Origin of the sequence: Paenibacillus pasadenensis (genome assembly GCF_023715725.1) — a bacterium.
In the GTDB taxonomy this organism is placed as follows: domain Bacteria; phylum Bacillota; class Bacilli; order Paenibacillales; family Paenibacillaceae; genus Paenibacillus_O; species Paenibacillus_O pasadenensis_A.
The window spans coordinates 268,600-287,417 of the sequence record NZ_JAMBOT010000001.1; the positions used below are offsets into that span (position 1 = coordinate 268,600).

Annotated in this window: 18 protein-coding genes; all 18 read right to left on the reverse strand. The window is 54.1% G+C overall.

All coding sequences use genetic code 11. From position 1 onward, the window contains the following. Window positions 1-29 precede the first annotated feature (29 nt). Window positions 30-4,334, reverse strand: coding sequence for a PolC-type DNA polymerase III (locus M3223_RS01240; protein ID WP_251558145.1), 4,305 nt, complete (start codon window positions 4,332-4,334; stop codon window positions 30-32). Window positions 4,335-4,481: 147 nt separating this feature from the next. Next, window positions 4,482-5,930 (reverse strand): proline--tRNA ligase, encoded by a 1,449-nt coding sequence (gene proS, locus M3223_RS01245; protein WP_251558147.1) that lies wholly within the window; start codon window positions 5,928-5,930, stop codon window positions 4,482-4,484. Between the two features lie 21 nt (window positions 5,931-5,951). Continuing rightward, window positions 5,952-7,226 (reverse strand): RIP metalloprotease RseP, encoded by a 1,275-nt coding sequence (gene rseP / locus M3223_RS01250; protein ID WP_251558150.1) that lies wholly within the window; start codon window positions 7,224-7,226, stop codon window positions 5,952-5,954. Window positions 7,227-7,301: 75 nt separating this feature from the next. Beyond that, window positions 7,302-8,441, reverse strand: coding sequence for a 1-deoxy-D-xylulose-5-phosphate reductoisomerase (locus M3223_RS01255; RefSeq protein WP_251558152.1), 1,140 nt, complete (start codon window positions 8,439-8,441; stop codon window positions 7,302-7,304). 47 nt (window positions 8,442-8,488) lie between these two features. Continuing rightward, window positions 8,489-9,283: a phosphatidate cytidylyltransferase gene (locus M3223_RS01260; protein ID WP_251558155.1), complete on the reverse strand. Its 795-nt coding sequence runs from the start codon at window positions 9,281-9,283 to the stop codon at window positions 8,489-8,491. 32 nt (window positions 9,284-9,315) lie between these two features. Continuing rightward, window positions 9,316-10,080, reverse strand: a complete 765-nt coding sequence (locus M3223_RS01265; RefSeq protein ID WP_435367986.1) for an isoprenyl transferase — start codon at window positions 10,078-10,080, stop codon at window positions 9,316-9,318. A gap of 138 nt (window positions 10,081-10,218) precedes the next feature. Then, window positions 10,219-10,773 carry a ribosome recycling factor gene (gene frr / locus M3223_RS01270; protein ID WP_251558157.1) on the reverse strand — a complete coding sequence of 185 codons (555 nt, stop codon included), beginning with the start codon at window positions 10,771-10,773 and terminating at the stop codon, window positions 10,219-10,221. A 1-nt stretch (window position 10,774) separates the two neighbouring features. Then, on the reverse strand, window positions 10,775-11,503 hold the full coding sequence (gene pyrH, locus M3223_RS01275) for a UMP kinase (RefSeq protein ID WP_251558159.1): 729 nt from the start codon (window positions 11,501-11,503) through the stop codon (window positions 10,775-10,777). Between the two features lie 136 nt (window positions 11,504-11,639). Then, window positions 11,640-12,290 carry a translation elongation factor Ts gene (gene tsf, locus M3223_RS01280; RefSeq protein ID WP_251558161.1) on the reverse strand — a complete coding sequence of 217 codons (651 nt, stop codon included), beginning with the start codon at window positions 12,288-12,290 and terminating at the stop codon, window positions 11,640-11,642. A gap of 154 nt (window positions 12,291-12,444) precedes the next feature. Then, a complete protein-coding gene (gene rpsB / locus M3223_RS01285) occupies window positions 12,445-13,143 on the reverse strand; it encodes a 30S ribosomal protein S2 (protein ID WP_251558163.1) in 699 nt (232 codons plus the stop codon). Window positions 13,144-13,325: 182 nt separating this feature from the next. Next, window positions 13,326-13,964, reverse strand: a complete 639-nt coding sequence (locus tag M3223_RS01290) for a hypothetical protein (protein ID WP_251558165.1) — start codon at window positions 13,962-13,964, stop codon at window positions 13,326-13,328. Next, on the reverse strand, window positions 13,951-14,541 hold the full coding sequence (locus M3223_RS01295; protein ID WP_251558167.1) for a hypothetical protein: 591 nt from the start codon (window positions 14,539-14,541) through the stop codon (window positions 13,951-13,953). Before M3223_RS01295 ends, M3223_RS01290 begins: the two co-directional genes overlap by 14 nt. Before the next feature lie 53 nt (window positions 14,542-14,594). After that, window positions 14,595-14,912 carry a hypothetical protein gene (locus tag M3223_RS01300; RefSeq protein WP_251558169.1) on the reverse strand — a complete coding sequence of 106 codons (318 nt, stop codon included), beginning with the start codon at window positions 14,910-14,912 and terminating at the stop codon, window positions 14,595-14,597. 18 nt (window positions 14,913-14,930) lie between these two features. Continuing rightward, window positions 14,931-16,334: a DUF342 domain-containing protein gene (locus M3223_RS01305; RefSeq protein WP_251558170.1), complete on the reverse strand. Its 1,404-nt coding sequence runs from the start codon at window positions 16,332-16,334 to the stop codon at window positions 14,931-14,933. A 15-nt stretch (window positions 16,335-16,349) separates the two neighbouring features. After that, a complete protein-coding gene (locus M3223_RS01310) occupies window positions 16,350-17,138 on the reverse strand; it encodes a FliA/WhiG family RNA polymerase sigma factor (RefSeq protein WP_251558172.1) in 789 nt (262 codons plus the stop codon). 106 nt (window positions 17,139-17,244) lie between these two features. Further along, the gene (locus M3223_RS01315; RefSeq protein ID WP_251558174.1) at window positions 17,245-17,700 is read right to left on the reverse strand and encodes a hypothetical protein; all 456 of its coding nucleotides are present in this window, start codon (window positions 17,698-17,700) and stop codon (window positions 17,245-17,247) included. Window positions 17,701-17,705: 5 nt separating this feature from the next. Further along, on the reverse strand, window positions 17,706-18,200 hold the full coding sequence (locus M3223_RS01320) for a chemotaxis protein CheD (protein WP_251558176.1): 495 nt from the start codon (window positions 18,198-18,200) through the stop codon (window positions 17,706-17,708). Next, on the reverse strand, window positions 18,197-18,817 hold the full coding sequence (locus M3223_RS01325; RefSeq protein ID WP_251558178.1) for a chemotaxis protein CheC: 621 nt from the start codon (window positions 18,815-18,817) through the stop codon (window positions 18,197-18,199). Before M3223_RS01325 ends, M3223_RS01320 begins: the two co-directional genes overlap by 4 nt. Window position 18,818: the final 1 nt, after the last annotated feature.

An 18,818-nucleotide genomic window follows, 5' to 3' on the forward strand; every position in this document is an offset into this window, starting at 1 on the left:
CTTCCCGCATTATGACGCGTCTTCTGCCTTTAGAACAGCGACAGCTGGTTGGATTCCGGCAGTCCTCTGAAGCAGCCCATGCCGCCAAGCACCTCGATAATAGTCTTGGAAGCTTTGGAGCGCTGCTGGAAGTCTTCCACCGAGAGGAACTCTCCGCCGTCTCGCGAAGCGGCGATGTTGCGCGCTGCATTTTCGCCGATGCCGGCAATGGCCGAGAAAGGCGGAATCAGGCTGTCCCCGTCAATAATCCAGCGGTTCGCCTCCGAGCGGTACAGATCGATCGGTTTAAACGAGAAGCCGCGCGCGGTCATTTCCAGCGCCATCTCCAAAATTGACACGGAGGATTTCTCCTTCGGCGTTGCCGCAAAGCCCTTCTGCTCTATTTCGACCAGACGTTTGAGAATGCTGTCGTAGCCCTGGCAAAGCAGCTCAAGATCGAAGTCCTCCGCGCGCACTGTATAATAGGTAGCGTAATAGGCGATCGGATGGTAGAGCTTGAAAAAAGCCGTCCGCACAGCCGAGATAACGTATGCGGCGGCATGCGCTTTCGGGAACATGTACTCGATGCGCAGACAGGAATCGATATACCATTGCGGCACCTTGCAGCGCTTCATCTCTTCAATCCACTCCGGCGTAAGCCCCTTGCCCTTCCGCACGCTCTCCGTAATTTTAAAGGCGAGTCCGGCGTCCATGCCGGCTTTATAGATGAGGAAAAGCATAATCTCGTCGCGGCAGCCAATTACGGTTTTAATCGTACAGGTGCCGTTTTTGATAAGCTCTTGCGCATTGCCAAGCCATACACCCGTGCCGTGCGACAGACCGGAGATTTGCAGCAGGTCGGCAAAAGAGCTCGGCTGCGTCTCCTCCAGCATCTGGCGGACAAACTTCGTTCCCATTTCCGGAACGCCGTAGGTGGCGACCGCAGAGCGGATCTGCGCCGGGGTTACGCCGAGCGAAGTGGTGGAGTTAAACATGCTCATGACTTTCGGATCGTTCATCGGAATCGTTGTCGGATCAACGCCGGTTAAATCCTGCAGCATCCTCATCATTGTCGGATCGTCATGCCCCAGAATATCGAGCTTCAGCAGGTTGGCATCGAATGCGTGATAGTCAAAATGCGTCGTTTTCCACTCCGCATTGACATCGTCGGCCGGGAATTGAACCGGCGTAATATCCTCAACTTCCATATAATCCGGCACAACGACGATACCGCCGGGATGCTGTCCGGTGCTGCGCTTAACGCCCGTACACCCGGATGCGAGACGGCTCAGCTCGGCGCCGCGCCATTTGCGGCCTTTTTCTTCCTCATACTTTTTGGCGAAGCCGTAGGCGGTTTTCTCCGCAACCGTGCCGATTGTGCCGGCGCGGAACACGCATTTTTCACCAAAAATCTCCTTGGTAAAGTTATGCGCGATAGGCTGATACTCGCCGGAGAAGTTAAGGTCGATATCGGGGACTTTGTCCCCTTTAAAACCAAGGAAAGTTTCAAACGGAATGTCCTGGCCTTCCCCTTTCATCATCTCTCCGCATTTCGGGCAGGCTTTGTCCGCCAGATTAAATCCGGAGCTTACGCTGCCGTCCAAAATCCAATCGCTATGGCAGCAGCCATCCGTTTTGCACAGATAGTGCGGCGGCAGCGGATTGACCTCGGAAATACCAAGGAAGGTAGCGACAATCGAGCTTCCGACGGAACCCCTGGAGCCTACGAGATAACCGTCCGCATTGGACTTTTTGACCAAACGCTCCGAGATGAGATAGTTGGCGGAGAAGCCGAACTTAATAATCGGCACAAGCTCCTTCTCCAGCCGGTCGATCACGACCTGCGGCAGCTCTTCGCCGTACATGCGGCGGGCCGTCGCATAACAGGTTTCGCGGATTTCGTCGTCCGCGCCTTCCATGATCGGAGTGAACAGCTTATCCGGAAACATCTCATAGGCTTCAAAACGCTCCGCCAGCTCAACGGTGTTCGTGACAACAACCCGGTAAGCCAGCTCTTCGCCGAGGAAACGGAATTCCTGCAGCATCTCGTCCGTTGTGCGCAGATGCGCGTCCGGCAGACGCTGCGACTTCAGCGGACTGAAGCCGGTAATGCCCATAATCGTAATCTCGCGGTACATCTTATCCCGGGGATTGAGATAATGGACGTTGCCGGTAGCGATGACCGGTTTGCCGAGTTTATCGCCGATAGCGCAAATTTTGCGCATCGCATCTTCGATCTCCGCGCGGCTGCCAACGAGTCCCTTATCAACGAGATGCATATAAAAATCGATCGGCTGAATTTCCAGCGCGTCATAAAATTCCGCTACATCCTCAGCTTCCTCAACCGTTTTGTTCATGACCGTCTCAAAAAACTCGCCTTTCTCACAGCCGGATATGACAAGCAAGCCATCCCGCAGCTCTTTCAGCTTGCTTTTCGGAATACAGGCGACACGCTTGAAATATTCTGTGTGCGACAGCGAAATCAGCTTGAACAGATTTTTTTTGCCTACTGCGTTGAGCGCGTAGATATTGCAGTGGAAAGGACGGCTGTTGGACAAATCCATGCCGACGTAATCGTTCAGCTGATGCAATCCGGTAATGCTGCGTTCTGCAGCGTCGTTGATCAGCCCGTACAGGACGCCGGCCAGCGCCACGGAATCATCCACAGCGCGGTGATGGCTTTCCAGCGCAACCTTGTACTTGTCGGACAGCGTGTTCAGACGGTGATTTTTCATCGTTGGATGCAAAAATCTCGCTAGTTCCAATGTATCCAGCACGGGATTGGTCAGATCGGGAACTCCGATCATTTTGCAGGAGGCCTGAATAAAACCGATATCAAATCGCGCATTATGCGCAACGAGCACACAGTCGCCGATAAAATCAATAAACTCGCGCAGCTTGGGCTCCAGCTCCGGCGCACCGCGCACCATGTCGTCGGTAATGTTCGTCAGCTGCTGAATATGGTAAGGAATTTTCTCATGCGGATCGATGAACGTCGCAAACCGGTCAATCTCCTGACCGTCCTTGTACTTCACGCCCGCAAGCTCGATAATTTTACAATTAGTAATGGACAGGCCCGTCGTCTCGATGTCAAATACGACGTACTCGGCGTCCTTCAGCGACTCCTGGCGCGGATTAAGCACCATCGGAACCGCATCGTTCACGACATTGGCTTCTACGCCGAACATAACTTTAATGTTGTTCTTTTTGCCGTGTTTAAAAGCATCCGGGTAACACTGGACGTTGCCGTGATCCGTAACCGCAATCGCGGAATGTCCCCATTTAGCAGCCGTTTTAATGTACGTATCCACGGAAGTGACCGCGTCCATCGTGCTCATTGTCGTGTGCAGATGGAACTCTATCCTTTTCACCTCGGCGGTATCCGTACGCTCCTTCGGCGCCAGCACCTCATGCATATCGTTTGGCATCATGACCAGCTCCGGCTCCTGCATGAAACGGTCGTATTCCACACGTCCGCGCGCCTTGATCCACTTGCCGTTGGAGAGCTTGGAGAGCACCTTCACGTCTTCCTTCGTTTTGGCAAACATCTTCATCGCCATGGAATCTGTAAAATCGGTCACGTTAAAAGTAAACAGCGTGCTGCCGTTGCGCAGCTCCTTCACCTCAAGGCCGAATACGGTGCCCTGCACCGTGATTTTTTTCTCCTCTTCGACGATATTCATCAACGGGACTGGCTCCTCGCGGATGTCGTAGCCTACGGCCAGCTTCACATCTCCGTCTTCCGGCTCCGGCACCGCTTCGGAAGCTACACTGGTCATAATTTGCTGCACTTGCTCGCTATTCTCCTGCACAACCCGCTTTTCAAACTGCTCGTACAGCTCGCGGGCGTTCTCACCGGCAGCCAGCTTGACGCGAAGAGTGCGGGAAAAACGGTCTTCATAAAAGCGGACGATTGCCTCGTCAATTTTTTTGCGTTTCGCCAGCTCTAGCCCAGCCCGGTCCATCAGCATAATTTGCAGCATGCCGTTGCTGCAAGAAGGAGCGGCTTTGGCCAGCCAACCGTTGACCGAAGCCATCTCCTGCTGTGCCCACTCGACAAAAAGCGGCCAGTATTCCAGCGCCAAATCATCGGTTGAAATACTATCCTCATACGTAAAACAAAACGTAACGTCCGCTAAATGGCTGAACTTCTGGCGGATCGTCCGGCAAAATATCGTATAAAAATCCCTTTTGACCAGGGTGCTTTTTGTAATGCAAAACGTCCATTCGCGGTTGCTGGGACTAACCAGAACCTTCTCGATATGCCCGTCTGTAAAATGGGTCCCGATCAGCTCCGGCGGCAGCTCCGCTTGCTTCATCAACAGCTCGAAGCGCTGTCGTTTGCCCTCGCTCATGTGATCCCTCCCGATTAACGCTAAAAATCCCAATAGACTCTATTATATCGTCGAAAAAAAGAGAAAGACAGACTTGATTGTCGACGGACTCATCTCCGCTGGAAAAAAACAAAGCCCCCGAAGGGGCTTTGCAAGTTAAACGACCAATTAATATGCGCGGGCAAAAACAACGGTATGTTCGGCCTTTTCGCCGCAGCATAGGCAGGTTGCTTTGCGCTCCGCAGGCTCGAACGGAATGTTGCGGCTCGTTGCGCCGGTTTCTTCCTTGACCTGTTTTTCGCAGGCAGCGGACCCGCACCAGCCGGCAGTTACAAAGCCGCGTTTCTGCTCCAGCAGCCCTTTCATCTCATCAAGCGTATCGACGACATAGGTGTTCTCCTGGCGGAACGACTTCGCCTTTTCGAACATCTCGTGGTGAACTTCCTCCAGCATGCGGGAAATCTCGGACACGAGATCAGCCTGTGCAACAACACGCTTCTCACCGCTGACGCGGGACACGAGCACACAAACGCCGTTGTCCATATCGCGAGGGCCGAGCTCCAGGCGAATCGGCACGCCGCGCATTTCGTACTCGTTGAACTTCCAGCCCGGACTCATGTCGGAGCGGTCGTCTACACGCACGCGCACGCCGGCTTTTTTGAGCTGTCCGTACAGCTCGTCCACGCGGGCAATAACGGCATCGCGGGTTTTAGGAGGGCCGATCGGAATCATAATGACTTGGGTCGGCGCTACCTTAGGCGGAAGCACAAGGCCGCGGTCGTCGCCGTGCACCATGATCAGCGAGCCGATCAGGCGCGTGCTGACGCCCCAAGAGGTCGTATGCGCATACTGCTGCTGGTTCTCGCGGTCAAGGAACTTAATGTCAAACGCAACAGCGAACTTATTGCCAAGGTAATGCGAAGTACCAGCCTGAACAGCGCGGCCGTCCTTCATCATTGCCTCTATGGAATAAGTGTCCACTGCGCCCGCAAAACGCTCGGAAGGCGTTTTTTCGCCGCTGATGACCGGAATAGCCAAGTAGTCCTCGACGAAGCTGCGGTATGTTTCCAGCATACGCATCGTTTCCTCGCGTGCTTCCACTTCCGTTTCATGCGCCGTATGGCCTTCCTGCCACAAGAACTCGCTTGTGCGCAGGAACGGCAGTGTGCGTTTTTCCCAACGGACCACGTTCGCCCACTGATTGATCAGTACAGGCAGATCGCGGTAGGAGTGAATCCACTTGCTGTACATATGGCCGATCATCGTTTCGGACGTCGGACGAATGGCCAGCTTCTCCTCCAGCTGCTCCCCGCCGGCTTCCGTCACCCATGGCAGCTCCGGATTAAAGCCTTCGACATGTTCCTTTTCCTTCTGGAAAAAGCTCTCCGGAATGAACAGAGGGAAGTATGCGTTGCGGTGGCCCGTCTCTTTAAAGCGGCGGTCAAGCTCTTCCTTCATATGCTCCCAGATTTCATAGCCTTCCGGACGGAATACGATACAGCCGCGAACCGGCGAATAATCCATCAGCTCGGCTTTTTTGATGACATCAATATACCAGCGGGAGAAGTCTTCTCCCTGCGGGGTAATTTCGGTTACGAATTGTTTCTCCTTCGACATAGCTGAAACGACAGCTCCCCTCTACCCTTTAACAAGTCGCAAAATATCATTATAGGTTACAGCCAGCATGAGCAGCATTAACATCATGAACCCGACGACATGCACCATGCTTTCACGCGCCGGATCGATCGGTCTGCCGCGCAGCGCCTCGATTCCGATGAATACAAGACGGCTTCCATCCAGCGCCGGAATCGGCAGCAGGTTGAAAATGCCCAAGTACAGGCTGAGCAAAGCCGCCCAGCTTGTCAGCTGCGTGATGCCCTGGCGGGCAATTTGGCCGGTTACTTCGGCTGTGCGGACCGGGCCGCCCAGATCATCCAGCTTGAAATCGCCGGTAATCAGCTTTCCGAAGCTTTGGAATATGCTGACCGTCATATCCTTCATCAAAGTAAACGTGCCGCTAACGGTTTCGGTAAACGTCGCTGCGCGCCTTGGGTAACCTGCCGTAACCCCGATTTTACCCATCTTTGATTCGGTATCCAGCTTCGGCGTCACCTTAATGACAACAGGCTGGCCGTCGCGGGTCACATTAATCTCGATTTCTTTGCCTGCGGACTGTCCGATTAATTGAATCATCCGGTCATAATCCGTGCCGACAGCCGTTCCGGCTACAACGTCCACGATATCGCCTTTTTGCAGGCCCGCTTGCTCCGCAGGCATTCCGTCAACAACGCTGTTAATTTTCAAGTACTGCGGATTCTCGATCGAAACGCCGGTCATTTGAATGTACGTGGCGAACAGCACGATCGCGAGAATAAAGTTCATGAACGGGCCAGCGGCAATCGCCAGCGCACGCTGCCCGACTGTTTTGCTCGCGAACTGGCGGTCGATCGGGGCAATCTGCGTCTCGCGGCCTTTGGCGATGAGCAGAGCCTGAGGGTGTACCTTGTAACGCTCCGCTTCGTCTCCTACAAGCAGCTGAATAAACAGCTTATGCTCCAGATCGAGCTCTTCCACCTCGCCCCGAACGACGCCGCTTCTTTCATCCAGCTTATCCAGGTAAACCCGCGTGACCTTGCCGTTTTTGACGCGGACGGCGACGGTCTGACCCGGCTGCACTTCCACCAGCTCCGGGTCTTCGCCCGCCATGCGGACAAAACCGCCCGCTGGAATAAGGCGCAGCGTAAAGCGGGTTTCGCCGCGTTTGACCGAGAACAGCTTCGGCCCGAAGCCGATTGCAAATTCCCGAACCAGAATGCCTGCGCGTTTGGCAAAAAAATAATGTCCCCATTCATGAATGGTGACAATGACAAAAAAGACTAAAACGGTCATAAAAATGACCTGTAATGTACCCATCGATGTGGCGCCTCCTGTCCTAACGGCCTGTACCTAGATTATCATTATTCTCCAGCCCGGCACAAGAGAACCGCCTTACAGGGATGCAGCCGTCCTTCGAGCCCAGGAATCCGCGCCGGCGATCGCTTCAAGATCCGGATTTGCGATGATTTCATGCTTTTCCATCACTTTTTCCAAGATCGATTCAATCGCCAAAAACTCAATCTCTCCGCGCAGGAACCGGTCAACAGCTACCTCATTGGCCGCGTTAAACACCGTAGTCGCCGTCCCGCCTGCCCGGCCGCTCGCAAAAGCAAGCGCCAGACAGCGGTACCGGTCAAAGTCCATTTCACGGAAGGTAAGCTTGCCGTACTCCGCCAGGCTAAGCCGTCCAGACGGATTATGCAGCCGCTCCGGATAAGAAAGCGCATATTGGATCGGTACTCTCATATCCGGAAGACCGAGCTGAGCGATGACGCTGTTGTCGTTAAATTCCACAAAGGAGTGTATAATGCTTTCCGGGTGAATGAGCACATCAATTTCGTCGTAGTGGAGCCCGAACAGCCATTTGGCCTCAATGACCTCAAGACCTTTATTAACCATCGTCGCGGAATCGATCGTTATTTTGGCTCCCATCGACCAGTTGGGATGGTTGAGCGCCTGCTCCACCGTTACCCCCTGCAGCTGATCGCGGGTCCGGTCGCGAAACGATCCGCCGGATGCCGTAAGCGTAATGCCTCTGACATCTTCGCGGCGCTCGCCGTTTAAACATTGAAAGATAGCGGAATGCTCGCTGTCCACCGGCAAAATGGAAACGCCTTTGCGCTTGGCCGCCTCCATGACGAGATGCCCCGCCGTAACGAGTGTTTCTTTGTTCGCCAGAGCGATGCTCTTCCCCGCCTCGATTGCAGCAAGCGTAGCAGGAAGCCCTCGGCTGCCCACAAGCGCGGTAACGACCGTATCGGCATCGCCGCCTCCGGCGAGCTCCACCAGTCCAGCTTCTCCTTGAAGCACCTCAATATGAGCCGGCAAAGCTTCTTTGGCCTGACGGGCCGCAGCTTCGGTTGCCAGACACACCCGCTTCGGTCGGAAGCGCAGCGCCTGCTCAATGAGCAAGGCTGCATTGCTGCCGGCAGCAAGCCCGTCCAGCTCATAACGGTCGGCATGATGCTCCATCACCTGGAGCGTTTGTGTGCCTATGGAACCGGTTGAGCCCAGCACGGTTATTTTTTTCACCGGAGCCTCTCCCCTTATCTAAATATGTAGGCTTTCGTAATCCCCCGTTATATCGGCAGAAGCCCGGTCAATACAAGCAGCGGGAATACGATAATCCAGCTGTCGCAGCGGTCCAGCACGCCGCCATGTCCAGGCAGCAGCTTACCGCTGTCCTTAACGCCGCGGAACCGTTTGTAGGCTGATTGAATTAAATCGCCAAACTGGCCCGCTACCGCTGCCACCGCTCCGATTGCCACCGCATGGCCAAGGCCGATCAGTTCAGGCTGGAACAGCTGGAATACAACTGCAACAATGATGGAAGCAGCGATTCCTCCCAGCGAGCCCTCTACCGTTTTGTTCGGGCTGATTGCAGGCCAGAGCTTCCTGCGTCCGATTGCTTTGCCGATAAAATAGGCGCCGATATCGGAAGACCATATACAGGCGAAGCTAAGAAAGGATAAATACAGGCCGCTGCTTTCCGACATGCGGACGTCGTACATGGACGAGAATCCATACCCGACATACACAGCCCCGAGCAGCAGCAGCGCCGCCCCGTCCAACGCCGTTTTGTTTTTGGACAACACCGTCACGGCGAGCAGCAGCAGCATGAGCAGCCAGATTACCGTTCCGTCAGGAGGCGGCCGGACGCCGATATCTTCCCAAGGAACCATAAAAAAAAGCACCCCGGCATAGCCAATTAGCCCCGCCGGGTGAAAGGGATTAAACCCGTTCAGTCGCAGATATTCATAAAACCCGATTAGAGCAAGCAGCAGTAGTAGCGTGTAATAGAAGCCGCCGCCAACGACGAGCAGCAGCAAAAACAGCGCTCCAGCCCCCAATCCCGTCACTATACGTTGTTTCATCGCTTCGTCCTCGCTTGGATCGCAGACTTAGGTCAGACCCCGCCGAACCGTCTGGCTCGCCGCTGGTATTCCATTATAGCTTCCTGGAACAGCTCTTCCGTAAAAGCCGGCCAGTATACATCGGTAAACCACAATTCACTATATGCAAGCTGCCAAAGCATGAAATTGCTGAGCCGAAGCTCTCCGCTTGTGCGAATCAACAGATCCGGATCGGGCAGCTCGCTGCTCAGCAGACGGCTCGAAAACAACTGCTCGTCAATGTCATCCGGATTGAGTCGGCCGTCTGCTGCTTCCTTGGCGATTGAGCGTACCGCATCCGCCATCTCAGCTCTGCTGCCGTAGTTAAGGGCAAAATTAAGCACAAGCCCTGTGTTGTTCTTGGTTTTGTGGATTGCCTCTTCAAGCGCGTCAATGGTGTAGGATGGCAAATTCTCTCTGTAACCCATCATACGCACCTGGACGTTGTTCTCGATCAGCTCATCCAGCTCAAGAGCAAGAAATTCCTGGGGCAAACGCATCAGAAAGTCGACCTCAGGTTTGGGGCGCTTCCAGTTTTCCGTTGAAAACGCATATAAGGTCAGATACTTGACTCCGATCCGGTCGGCGGCTTTGGTAACTCGCTTGACCGCCTTCATTCCGGAATGGTGGCCGGCAATTCTTGGCAAGCCGCGGTTTTGCGCCCATCTGCCATTGCCGTCCATAATAATGGCGACATGCTGAGGAACGTTGTCCCCAAGCGGCAGATCAGCCTCCTGCGGAGATGTTTTGCCGCGTCTTGACCATAGTCTGTCGATCACTCTACTCCCTCCCCGCAGGCATCGATCGTTCGTTGCCTTTAAATAAGGCCAAGATGCAGTCAAACCCCACCTGGCAGGAGGGGCCGCTCATGCAAACGCGATCCGGATAGATCACGCAGCCGTATTGCTTAGACTGCATTACACTTCCATGATTTCTTTTTCTTTAGATGCAAGCACTTTATCCACTTCAGCAACGAATTTATCCGTTGTTTTCTGAATGTCGTCCTGGTGGCGCTTGGACTCGTCCTCAGAGATATCGCTTTTCTCCAGTTTTTTGATGGAGTCGTTAGCATCCCGGCGAATGTTGCGAATAGCAACCTTAGCTTCCTCGCCGAATTTTTTGGTCATTTTGACCAGCTCCGTGCGGCGTTCTTCCGTCAGCATCGGAACTTGAATCCGAATGGAGGCGCCATCGTTGGAAGGTGTCAGTCCAAGATCGGATTTCATAATTGCGCGCTCGATGTCGCTAAGCGAGGATTTGTCCCATGGCTGAATGAACAGCGTGCGGGAATCCGGCGTATTAATGTTAGCCAGCTGGTTAAGCGGCGTAAGGGCTCCGTAATATTCCACTTGAATGCGGTCCAGCAGAGCCGGAGTCGCGCGTCCTGCGCGCAGCGTTGCGAGGTCGCGCTTCAGCGCGCCAATCGCTTTTTCCATCCGCTCGGATGCGTCTGCTTTAATGGATTGCGGCATATTATTTGGCACTTCCTTTCACAATGGTTCCGATCTTCTCGCCGAGCACGACCCGCTTAATATTGCCAGGGATCGTAATTGCAAATACGACAAGCGGAATATTATTGTCCATGCAGAGCGATGTGGAGGTAGAATCCATAACGCCAAGGTTTCGGTTCAGCACATCCAGATAAGTGAGTGTTTCGAACTTCTCGGCCGTATCATCCTTAAATGGATCTGCGGAATACACGCCGTCAACTTTGTTTTTAGCCATCAGAATGACTTCAGCTTCGATCTCGGCTGCGCGAAGCGCTGCCGTTGTATCCGTGGAGAAAAACGGATTGCCCGTTCCGGCCGCAAAAATAACGACGCGTCCCTTCTCCAGATGGCGAATCGCCCGGCGGCGAATGTAAGGCTCTGCAATTTGCTGCATAGCAATGGAGGTTTGAACGCGGGTTGGAACGTCGATGGATTCCAGCGCATCCTGAAGGGCGAGGGAGTTCATTACTGTGGCCAGCATACCCATGTAGTCAGCCGTGGCACGATCGATTCCTTTGGCCGTGCCGGCGATACCGCGCCAAATGTTGCCGCCGCCGACGACAATTGCTACCTCGACGCCGAGTTCGACAACTTCCTTGATCTGTTCCGCAATGGAAGAAATCATGTCTGCCTCAATGCCGTATCCGGCCTGGCCCGACAGCGACTCTCCGCTCACCTTCAGTACGATGCGTTTATAGACGGGGCTCTCCAACGTAAATACCTCCATGTTCAAGACAGATTTCGATGCAAAAAAGATTTAAGTGACAACCTCAAAAAATTTATGAAAAAAATAGGCGGGGCGGACGCCCCGCCCCGCCTGTACTCGCGTTCGGTAATCGAAAGAAGAATTACAGCTTCGCTTGCGACATTACTTCTTCAACGAAGTTGTCGACTTTTTTCTCCAGGCCTTCGCCCAGCTCAAAGCGGGCAAAACGACGAATGGAGATGTTCTCGCCGATCGTGCTGATTCTTTCGTTCAGCAGCGTCGTGATTGTTTTGTCCGGGTCTTTGATGAACGATTGCTCCATCAGACAGAACTCTTCGTAGTATTTGCCGATGCGGCCTTCAACCATTTTGTCCACGATGTGAGCCGGTTTGCCTTCGTTCAGAGCTTGAGCTTTCAGAATCTCGCGCTCTTTCTCCAGCTCGGTAGCGTCAACTTCTTCGCGGCGAACGTATTTAGGACCTGCTGCAGCGATTTGCATCGCGATGTCTTTGCAAAAGTCGCGGAATTGATCCGTTTTGGCAACAAAGTCGGTTTCGCAGTTGATTTCTACGAGAACGCCGATGCGTCCGCCAGCGTGGATGTAGGATTCTACAACGCCTTCGGTTGCAACGCGGCCCGCTTTGTTAGCTGCTGCAGCAAGACCTTTCTCGCGAAGCAGCTCAGCCGCTTTAGTCAGATCGCCGTTTGCTTCTTCCAGCGCTTTTTTGCAATCGAGCATGCCCGCTCCGGTTCTTGCACGCAATTCTTTAACATCACTCGCATTAACTGCCATGTTATAATCCTCCCGAATTGCCCTATATTAGGCTAGTTTGTCCGCAAATCGCGGCAATTGATGTATGCTTCCTCAAAAAAAGGGCGGCGAGGAGGCTTTCACCTTCTGACCACCCTTATCGTTCTCATTCTTATGTTGCTAATGCGGCAACAGCTTAAGCAGTCGTTTGCTCGCCTTGGTTGGCTTCAACGATAGCGTCGGCCATTTTGCCCGTCAGCAGCTTAACGGCGCGGATAGCGTCGTCATTGCCTGGGATAACATAATCGATTTCGTCTGGATCGCAGTTCGTGTCAACGATGCCCACGATTGGGATACCAAGCTTGCGAGCTTCAGCAACCGCGATGCGCTCTTTACGAGGATCGATGATGAACAGGGCGCTAGGCAGTTTAGTCATGCCTTTGATGCCGCCGAGGAATTTTTCAAGACGATCTTTCTCTTTGCGGAGAATGATAACTTCTTTTTTAGGCAGGACATCGAACGTGCCGTCGCCTTCCCATTTCTCCAGTTGGCGCAGACGTTGAATACGCTTTTGGATCGTGGAGAAGTTGGTCAGCGTGCCGCCGAGCCAGCGTTGGTTGATGTAGAAGTTGCCGCAACGCTCTGCTTCTTCTTTCACAGAGTCTTGGGCTTGTTTTTTCGTGCCGACAAACAGGATCGAGCCGCCGTCTTCAGCTACGGAGCGGACGAAGTTATAAGCCTCTTCCACTTTTTTCACTGTTTTTTGCAGGTCGATAATGTAAATGCCGTTACGTTCGGTGAAGATATAGCGATCCATTTTTGGGTTCCAGCGACGAGTTTGGTGACCGAAGTGTACACCAGCCTCAAGAAGCTGTTTCATGGAAATCACTGCCATCTCCAACACCTCCTAATTGGTTTTTATTTGTGCCCTCCGCCAATGTCATCTTTCGGCAAGACTTCCCAATTTGGAAGCACCCTTGACGAAATTAATCGGCGTGTGTTTTTAACACCGTCAATTACTATAGCATATTGGTCAACTGGGCGCAACTATATTGAAGCAGGATTGAACATGCTATTTCAGCCGGAATGCTGCTCCAGCCACCGTTTCCCTTCCTCCGGGTCCATCGGCTGGCCGGTGATAACGTCTTTAATAGCTGCGAGATCAGGCTGACCTATAAACTTGAAATATCCAGCGCGAATTGTGGCGGCGGGTTTTTGTTTCTCCATATACCGGATGAAACCTTCCTCGCTCTCAATTAAGCCATACTGAAGCAGCAGCGCGGCTGCATCGGTCAAATTGCTGCCCGGAACAATTCGCACAACCTGCTCCTTGAGCGGCTTAGCGGTTGCGCTAGGGGGAGTGGAAGGCTTTGGTGACGATTTAGGCGTGGCGGACGGCTTGACGGAACCAACAGGTTTGTTATCCGTTTTATCCGGGGAAGCAGACGGCTTAACGGACTGTTTTGCAGATTCGGTTCCCTCTTTTTGCATCACTGCTTTGTCCCCGGACTTTTGCTGCTCCGCTAAAGCGCGGGAAACAGCTGCCTGGGCGAGCACCTCGGCTTCTTCAACCGTGTACACAAGAGCCTCCCCGTCATCCTCCGCCGTCTGTAGTGCCGGTACCTGCTGGCCGGTCAGCAGCAGCTGCAGAAGCAGCGCCCCGACGATTATGCCGATACCAAGGCCGGTCCAGAAGGAACGATCAGGACGCTTCATTGCCGCCCTCCTCTTGTCTGGCGAGCTGCTGAATGAGCATCACTTCGCCTTTGTTCATGCCGAGACGTTTGGCAATTTGTTCAATGGAACGCCCCTCATCGTAAAGCTCAAACAGCTGTTTGTACCGCTCCCGGATTCCCGGCATTTGAGCTGCTGACGCCGGAGGTTCGGGGGCAGCCAACGCTGGATGCAGCTGGGCTGTTGATGATTCGGCTAACGGGGCCGAATATTCCACAGCGAGAGCTTCAACAGCTGGAGCGGCTGCTGCAGCCTGCTTCTGTAATTCTTCGTGAAGCGACTGGCACTGCTTCTCCAGCTCAGCAATCCGCTGTTCTCTGCGTTCGGCTTCGGCTCGCTCCTGCTCCTTGGAGACCGATACCATGTCCGCCAAGCTCCGCTGGCTCTCCTCCATGTTTTCCATGAACTGCTCAAGAGCCAGCTCCATTTGCTGCAGCCCGGCTGCCGGAGCCTGCTCTGCGGAAGCATTGCCGCTTTTGCGTCTGCGCGAGAGCAGATTCGCCCACACGAGCACTAACGCTCCAATGAGAACGATATAATGCCAGGGCTGTAAATCCATTATTGCTCCTCCTTCAAAATGCCTCTATCCTCGTCCAAGCCGCATGCCGGCTGTCATAATCGAATATCGAGACGTCGTCCTTTGAACGGATGCTCGGCCTGTGGAACATCGGGCTCGGAATCATGGTCAGCCGGGCGTTCGCGCCCGCCGGAGGTTCCGTCTCCCGGTTCTTTTTCCCGATGTCCAATCCTGGCATCGCCGCTCCGCTCCAGCTCGGTGCTGCGGCCCCGGTCCAGTTCGGTCTGTTTGGCCGCCTGTTCTGCCTGCATCCGGGCTTCCGCAGCTTGCCTTCCCTGCAAATAGCTTTGCTGATTGCCGGTTTCTTGAGTTCTTGGTATAGATACCTGAAGATCAATGGGCCGATACGGCATATCGGTTCCCTCCCGCTATTAATAGGAAGCGCTCATTGTAATCTCGCCGTCGATATAGCGGAACTGCACTCTGGAGGCCGCTTCTTTAATAAAGCGGGTATAACGACCGATTACAACCTTTGTCCCGCCATAAACCGTTGATTGTATCTCGACTTTTGCCAAGCTCGAATCCTCAAGCGACCGTTCAATTTCAAAAATTCGTTCGCGGGTCTCATCCATTTCCTGAGCCGCTTGTTTTTTGGTGGCGCTAAGCTTAACGCGCAGCGCAAGCTTGTCTGCTGCAATTGTGCCCGCTGCCGCCATTCCATCCAGAATGACCAGCGCCTTATCGGTTTTTTCCAGCGCTTCGCCCTGAGCCCGGAGCGATTTGCGCAGCTCCTTAAGCTCCTCGCGCAGCTCGGGCTGAACGCCAACCTCAATTGATGTGGCGGTGGACATGCTGTTTCCGACCGTGCGTGCTTGAACGCTTTCCCCGGCCTGCACGGCCCCGCCTACAATTAATCCCTTGGCTCCACTGCAAACGACGCTGCGTCCGGCACGCACCTGGGAGTGCATTATGCTTTGGCTGACTAAAATGTTTTCTCCAGCCTGCACAAAGCCGTCCTGAATGAACGAGCAGCGAATGGAGTGGCCCGCTTTGACCAAACCTTTACCGCCTGCCATGATGCCTCCGGAGATTTCGATGGAACCGTCTGTCTCCAGTTCTGCACCTTCTACGCCTCCGACAATGCGGATATCGCCGGCAGCACGCACTTTAAATCCGGTGAGCACATTGCCGCGAATAACAACGGTTCCTACAAAATCGATGTTGCCGGTCCGATAATCCACATCGCCGTTTACCTCGTACACCGGAAACACATTGATGACATCGCTGCCTGTCAGCGTAAAAAGCCCGTCGATGGCCGCATAGATTAGCGTACGCTCCGCATTGCAAACGACGTTTTTGCCCGCTTTGATACGAGCCTCACGGCCTCTTTTGCCAATAAAGTCTACGCCGGTGACCGTTTTGCCGGCCTCCCCCTCTGTCGGAGGCAGCTTGCGGGCGATGAGCTGGCCTTTCTGCACGTTCAGCAAGCGGTTGATCTCTTTAAAATCGACCTTCCCGCTTTCATTCTCCTCCGGACGCGATTCCTGATTGAACTCAAGCGCGTAGACGATCCGGCCGTCTCTGCCAGGCTTGCCCGGCAGTCCCTGTGCGACGAGCGTTTGCTTCAGACAGTATGCTGCGGGTTCTTGGCTGATCAATTGAAGCACGTCATACTTGATGCCATATGTAATTCCGGCTGCACGAAGCAGGGCCTCCAGCTCGCCGACGGTACAGGAAAATTGTTCGTCACAGCGGTTGAACTGAAGGATCCCGGTCATTTTATCTGGCGACACGGTTACCTTCACATGCTGCTGCAAATCAAGCTGCTCCATCATCCCATGATCCTCCCTCTAGGAGTTCTGCATCAACTGGTCCTTCTGTTTAGACAACGCGCCTCTCAGCCTCAAAATCGCTTTGGAATGAAGCTGCGAGATGCGAGACGGAGATAGAGACATGACCTCGGCAATTTCGCTGAGAGACAGCTCTTCATAATAGAAGAGAGAAACGACGATGCGCTCTTTCTCGGTAAGCTTCTCGATTCCTTTCACAAGTGATTCCTTGAGATAGAATTCATGAACCTTATGATCCGGGTTTTTCGCTTTCTCGTCTACGAGCAGCGATAAACGAGTCTCACTTTCCTCCTCGCGGATCGGATCTTCAAGCGAGCATACCGTCGTAACTGCAATCTCTTGAAGCATAACGGTAAACTCTTTTTCCGACACCTGCAAATAAGAGCTGATCTCCGCATCGCTGACCGATCTCAAATACTGCTGCTCCAGGTGCTGGTAAGCTTCCTCGATGCGCTTCGCTTTTTCGCGCACGGAGCGGGGCACCCAGTCGCCCTGCCTCAACCCGTCTATGATGGCTCCGCGAATTCGCCACGAAGCGTACGTTTCAAATTGAAGACCGCGTTTATAGTCGAACTTGTCGATGGCATCGATAAGCCCCATCACGCCGTTGCTGGCCAGATCGTCCTTGGACACGTTTTTCGGCAATCCAATCGCCATCCGGTTCGTGACATAATCAACAAGCGGCAAATATTGTTCAATAAGAGCTTTTTTTGCATCGAGATTCTGCTCTTCTTTCCATTTCTCCCACATCTCCATGTTGGATAAATGAGGCGCCTTGGGCTCTATCATCGTCCTCAAGCCTCCTTAAGCTTTCGCCTGACGGTTCTTACGACTGACCTGTGCGAGACTTTCCCGCCTCCTGCGCTCCGTTCCGGGCGCTTCCGACACTGCTTCACTACTCTTCCCGGTTCAAATGACGAACGGCCTGCACCAGATCCTGTTCTTGCAGTTCGGGTCTCGATGCCCGAAGCTGCGGGGGGGACAGCGGCTGAAAAGCGCTTGAGGCCGCTGCCGTCCGAGCCGTCTCCGGCTGCGGGTTATCCTCTGCGGACAATGCCGGAGGCTTCCAGCCTTCCCGGATCAATGCTTCCAGATTTTCTCCGCCGTCCGCCTGTAAGTCCAGCGTGGAACCCGGTGCGGCTTCCTCATCCGACGGCTGTTCCAGCGGGCGCTCCGGCAGCGTGAACGTCAGTAAAAATCTAAGCGCATACGCCAACAGCCAAAACGCGGCAGCAGCCGCAAGCAAACGCATGCCGGCAACCGGCCACGGATTGCGTCCGGCGTTGAGCAGAAGCGTTAATAGCGCTCCTCCTGCCGCCAGCCAAGCATTGATTCGCCAATTGCCAACCATGGCATCTACAACTCCTTCGTTCCTTGCTGTACGGAGCGGACATATAAAATGCCCGTCTCCGAATCCAATTCAATCGTGCGGCCGTGGCTGCCGCCCGTATCCTCGCCGATTAGAGGAATTCCGTAGCGATCCAGCATTTGCATGCAGCTCTCCACGTTTCTCGGTCCGATGCGCAGCGAATCGCTCTTTCCGAGCGAGGCGAACATTTGGGAGCCTCCCGCCATCTTGGCGAGGAGTCGGCCTATTTTAGCACCGGCCTTCTCCAGTTCCTCAATCAGCAGCGGCAGTGCGGTATCGGCGTACTTGGCCCGATTAAACGTCTCTTCCCTGGCAATCGCCGAATCCGGAAGCATGACATGGGCCATTCCAGCTACTTTGCGGTCAGGATCGTATAAAGTCAGTCCAACGCAGGAGCCAAGCCCGGAAGTGCGGATGCATTCTCCACGGGTTGCCACGTTCAGATCCGCCATTCCGACTTTGACGACATTTTGCTGAATCATGACTCTCGCACTCCCAGCGCCTGAAACAAGATTGCGAACGAATCCGGGTCTGGAATAAGGAAAAATTGCCCGTCAAGCTGCTCTCCAGCGTCCAGAAACTTCGTCTCGATCAGCAGCGCCGCGTCTCCCATTTCGCCATATTGCATCAGCCCGTAGGAGAGTACGGCTCCAGCCATATCAAGAGCAACTGCGGGCACGCTCGGAGATAGGCCAAGTCCGGTCAGGTCGGCAAGCGAGGAGAGGTAGGAACCGGCCAAAATGTTGCCGATCTCGCTTAATGCGGACAGCTCCATCTCGGAATATTCCAAGTCCTCCTCCACCTCCATCGCTGCCAGCCGGCCAAGCAGCCGTTTGGCGGCGACGGGATGCATAATATAGAAGAGATTGCCGGGCGCCTCACCCTCTACTCTTAAAAAGACGGCCATTACGAGCTCTTCAGCGCCGCCGACCCGCTCCGCCACCTCTTCAAAAGGCACAACGCTTACTTTAGGGACGGCCATATCAACCGGCTTGTCCAGCAGCGTCGAGAGCGCGGTAGCCGCATTGCCCGAGCCGATGTTGCCGACCTCCTTGAGCACATCAAGCTCGAACTCCTCCAGCCTGTGCAATGAGCTCACG

What these genes read in the sequence shown, in the direction of transcription:
- rpsB (WP_251558163.1), bottom strand. Translation starts at nt 13,143, where the DNA reads ATGGCAGTGATTTCCATGAAACAGCTTCTTGAGGCTGGTGTACACTTC.
- rseP (WP_251558150.1), bottom strand. Translation starts at nt 7,226, where the DNA reads ATGGGTACATTACAGGTCATTTTTATGACCGTTTTAGTCTTTTTTGTC.
- M3223_RS01260 (WP_251558155.1), bottom strand. Translation starts at nt 9,283, where the DNA reads ATGAAACAACGTATAGTGACGGGATTGGGGGCTGGAGCGCTGTTTTTG.
- frr (WP_251558157.1), bottom strand. Translation starts at nt 10,773, where the DNA reads ATGCCGCAATCCATTAAAGCAGACGCATCCGAGCGGATGGAAAAAGCG.
- M3223_RS01310 (WP_251558172.1), bottom strand. Translation starts at nt 17,138, where the DNA reads ATGATAGAGCCCAAGGCGCCTCATTTATCCAACATGGAGATGTGGGAG.
- M3223_RS01305 (WP_251558170.1), bottom strand. Translation starts at nt 16,334, where the DNA reads ATGATGGAGCAGCTTGATTTGCAGCAGCATGTGAAGGTAACCGTGTCG.
- M3223_RS01295 (WP_251558167.1), bottom strand. Translation starts at nt 14,541, where the DNA reads ATGGATTTACAGCCCTGGCATTATATCGTTCTCATTGGAGCGTTAGTG.
- M3223_RS01290 (WP_251558165.1), bottom strand. Translation starts at nt 13,964, where the DNA reads ATGAAGCGTCCTGATCGTTCCTTCTGGACCGGCCTTGGTATCGGCATA.
- M3223_RS01320 (WP_251558176.1), bottom strand. Translation starts at nt 18,200, where the DNA reads ATGATTCAGCAAAATGTCGTCAAAGTCGGAATGGCGGATCTGAACGTG.
- M3223_RS01240 (WP_251558145.1), bottom strand. Translation starts at nt 4,334, where the DNA reads ATGAGCGAGGGCAAACGACAGCGCTTCGAGCTGTTGATGAAGCAAGCG.
- proS (WP_251558147.1), bottom strand. Translation starts at nt 5,930, where the DNA reads ATGTCGAAGGAGAAACAATTCGTAACCGAAATTACCCCGCAGGGAGAA.
- M3223_RS01300 (WP_251558169.1), bottom strand. Translation starts at nt 14,912, where the DNA reads ATGCCGTATCGGCCCATTGATCTTCAGGTATCTATACCAAGAACTCAA.
- tsf (WP_251558161.1), bottom strand. Translation starts at nt 12,290, where the DNA reads ATGGCAGTTAATGCGAGTGATGTTAAAGAATTGCGTGCAAGAACCGGA.
- M3223_RS01315 (WP_251558174.1), bottom strand. Translation starts at nt 17,700, where the DNA reads ATGGTTGGCAATTGGCGAATCAATGCTTGGCTGGCGGCAGGAGGAGCG.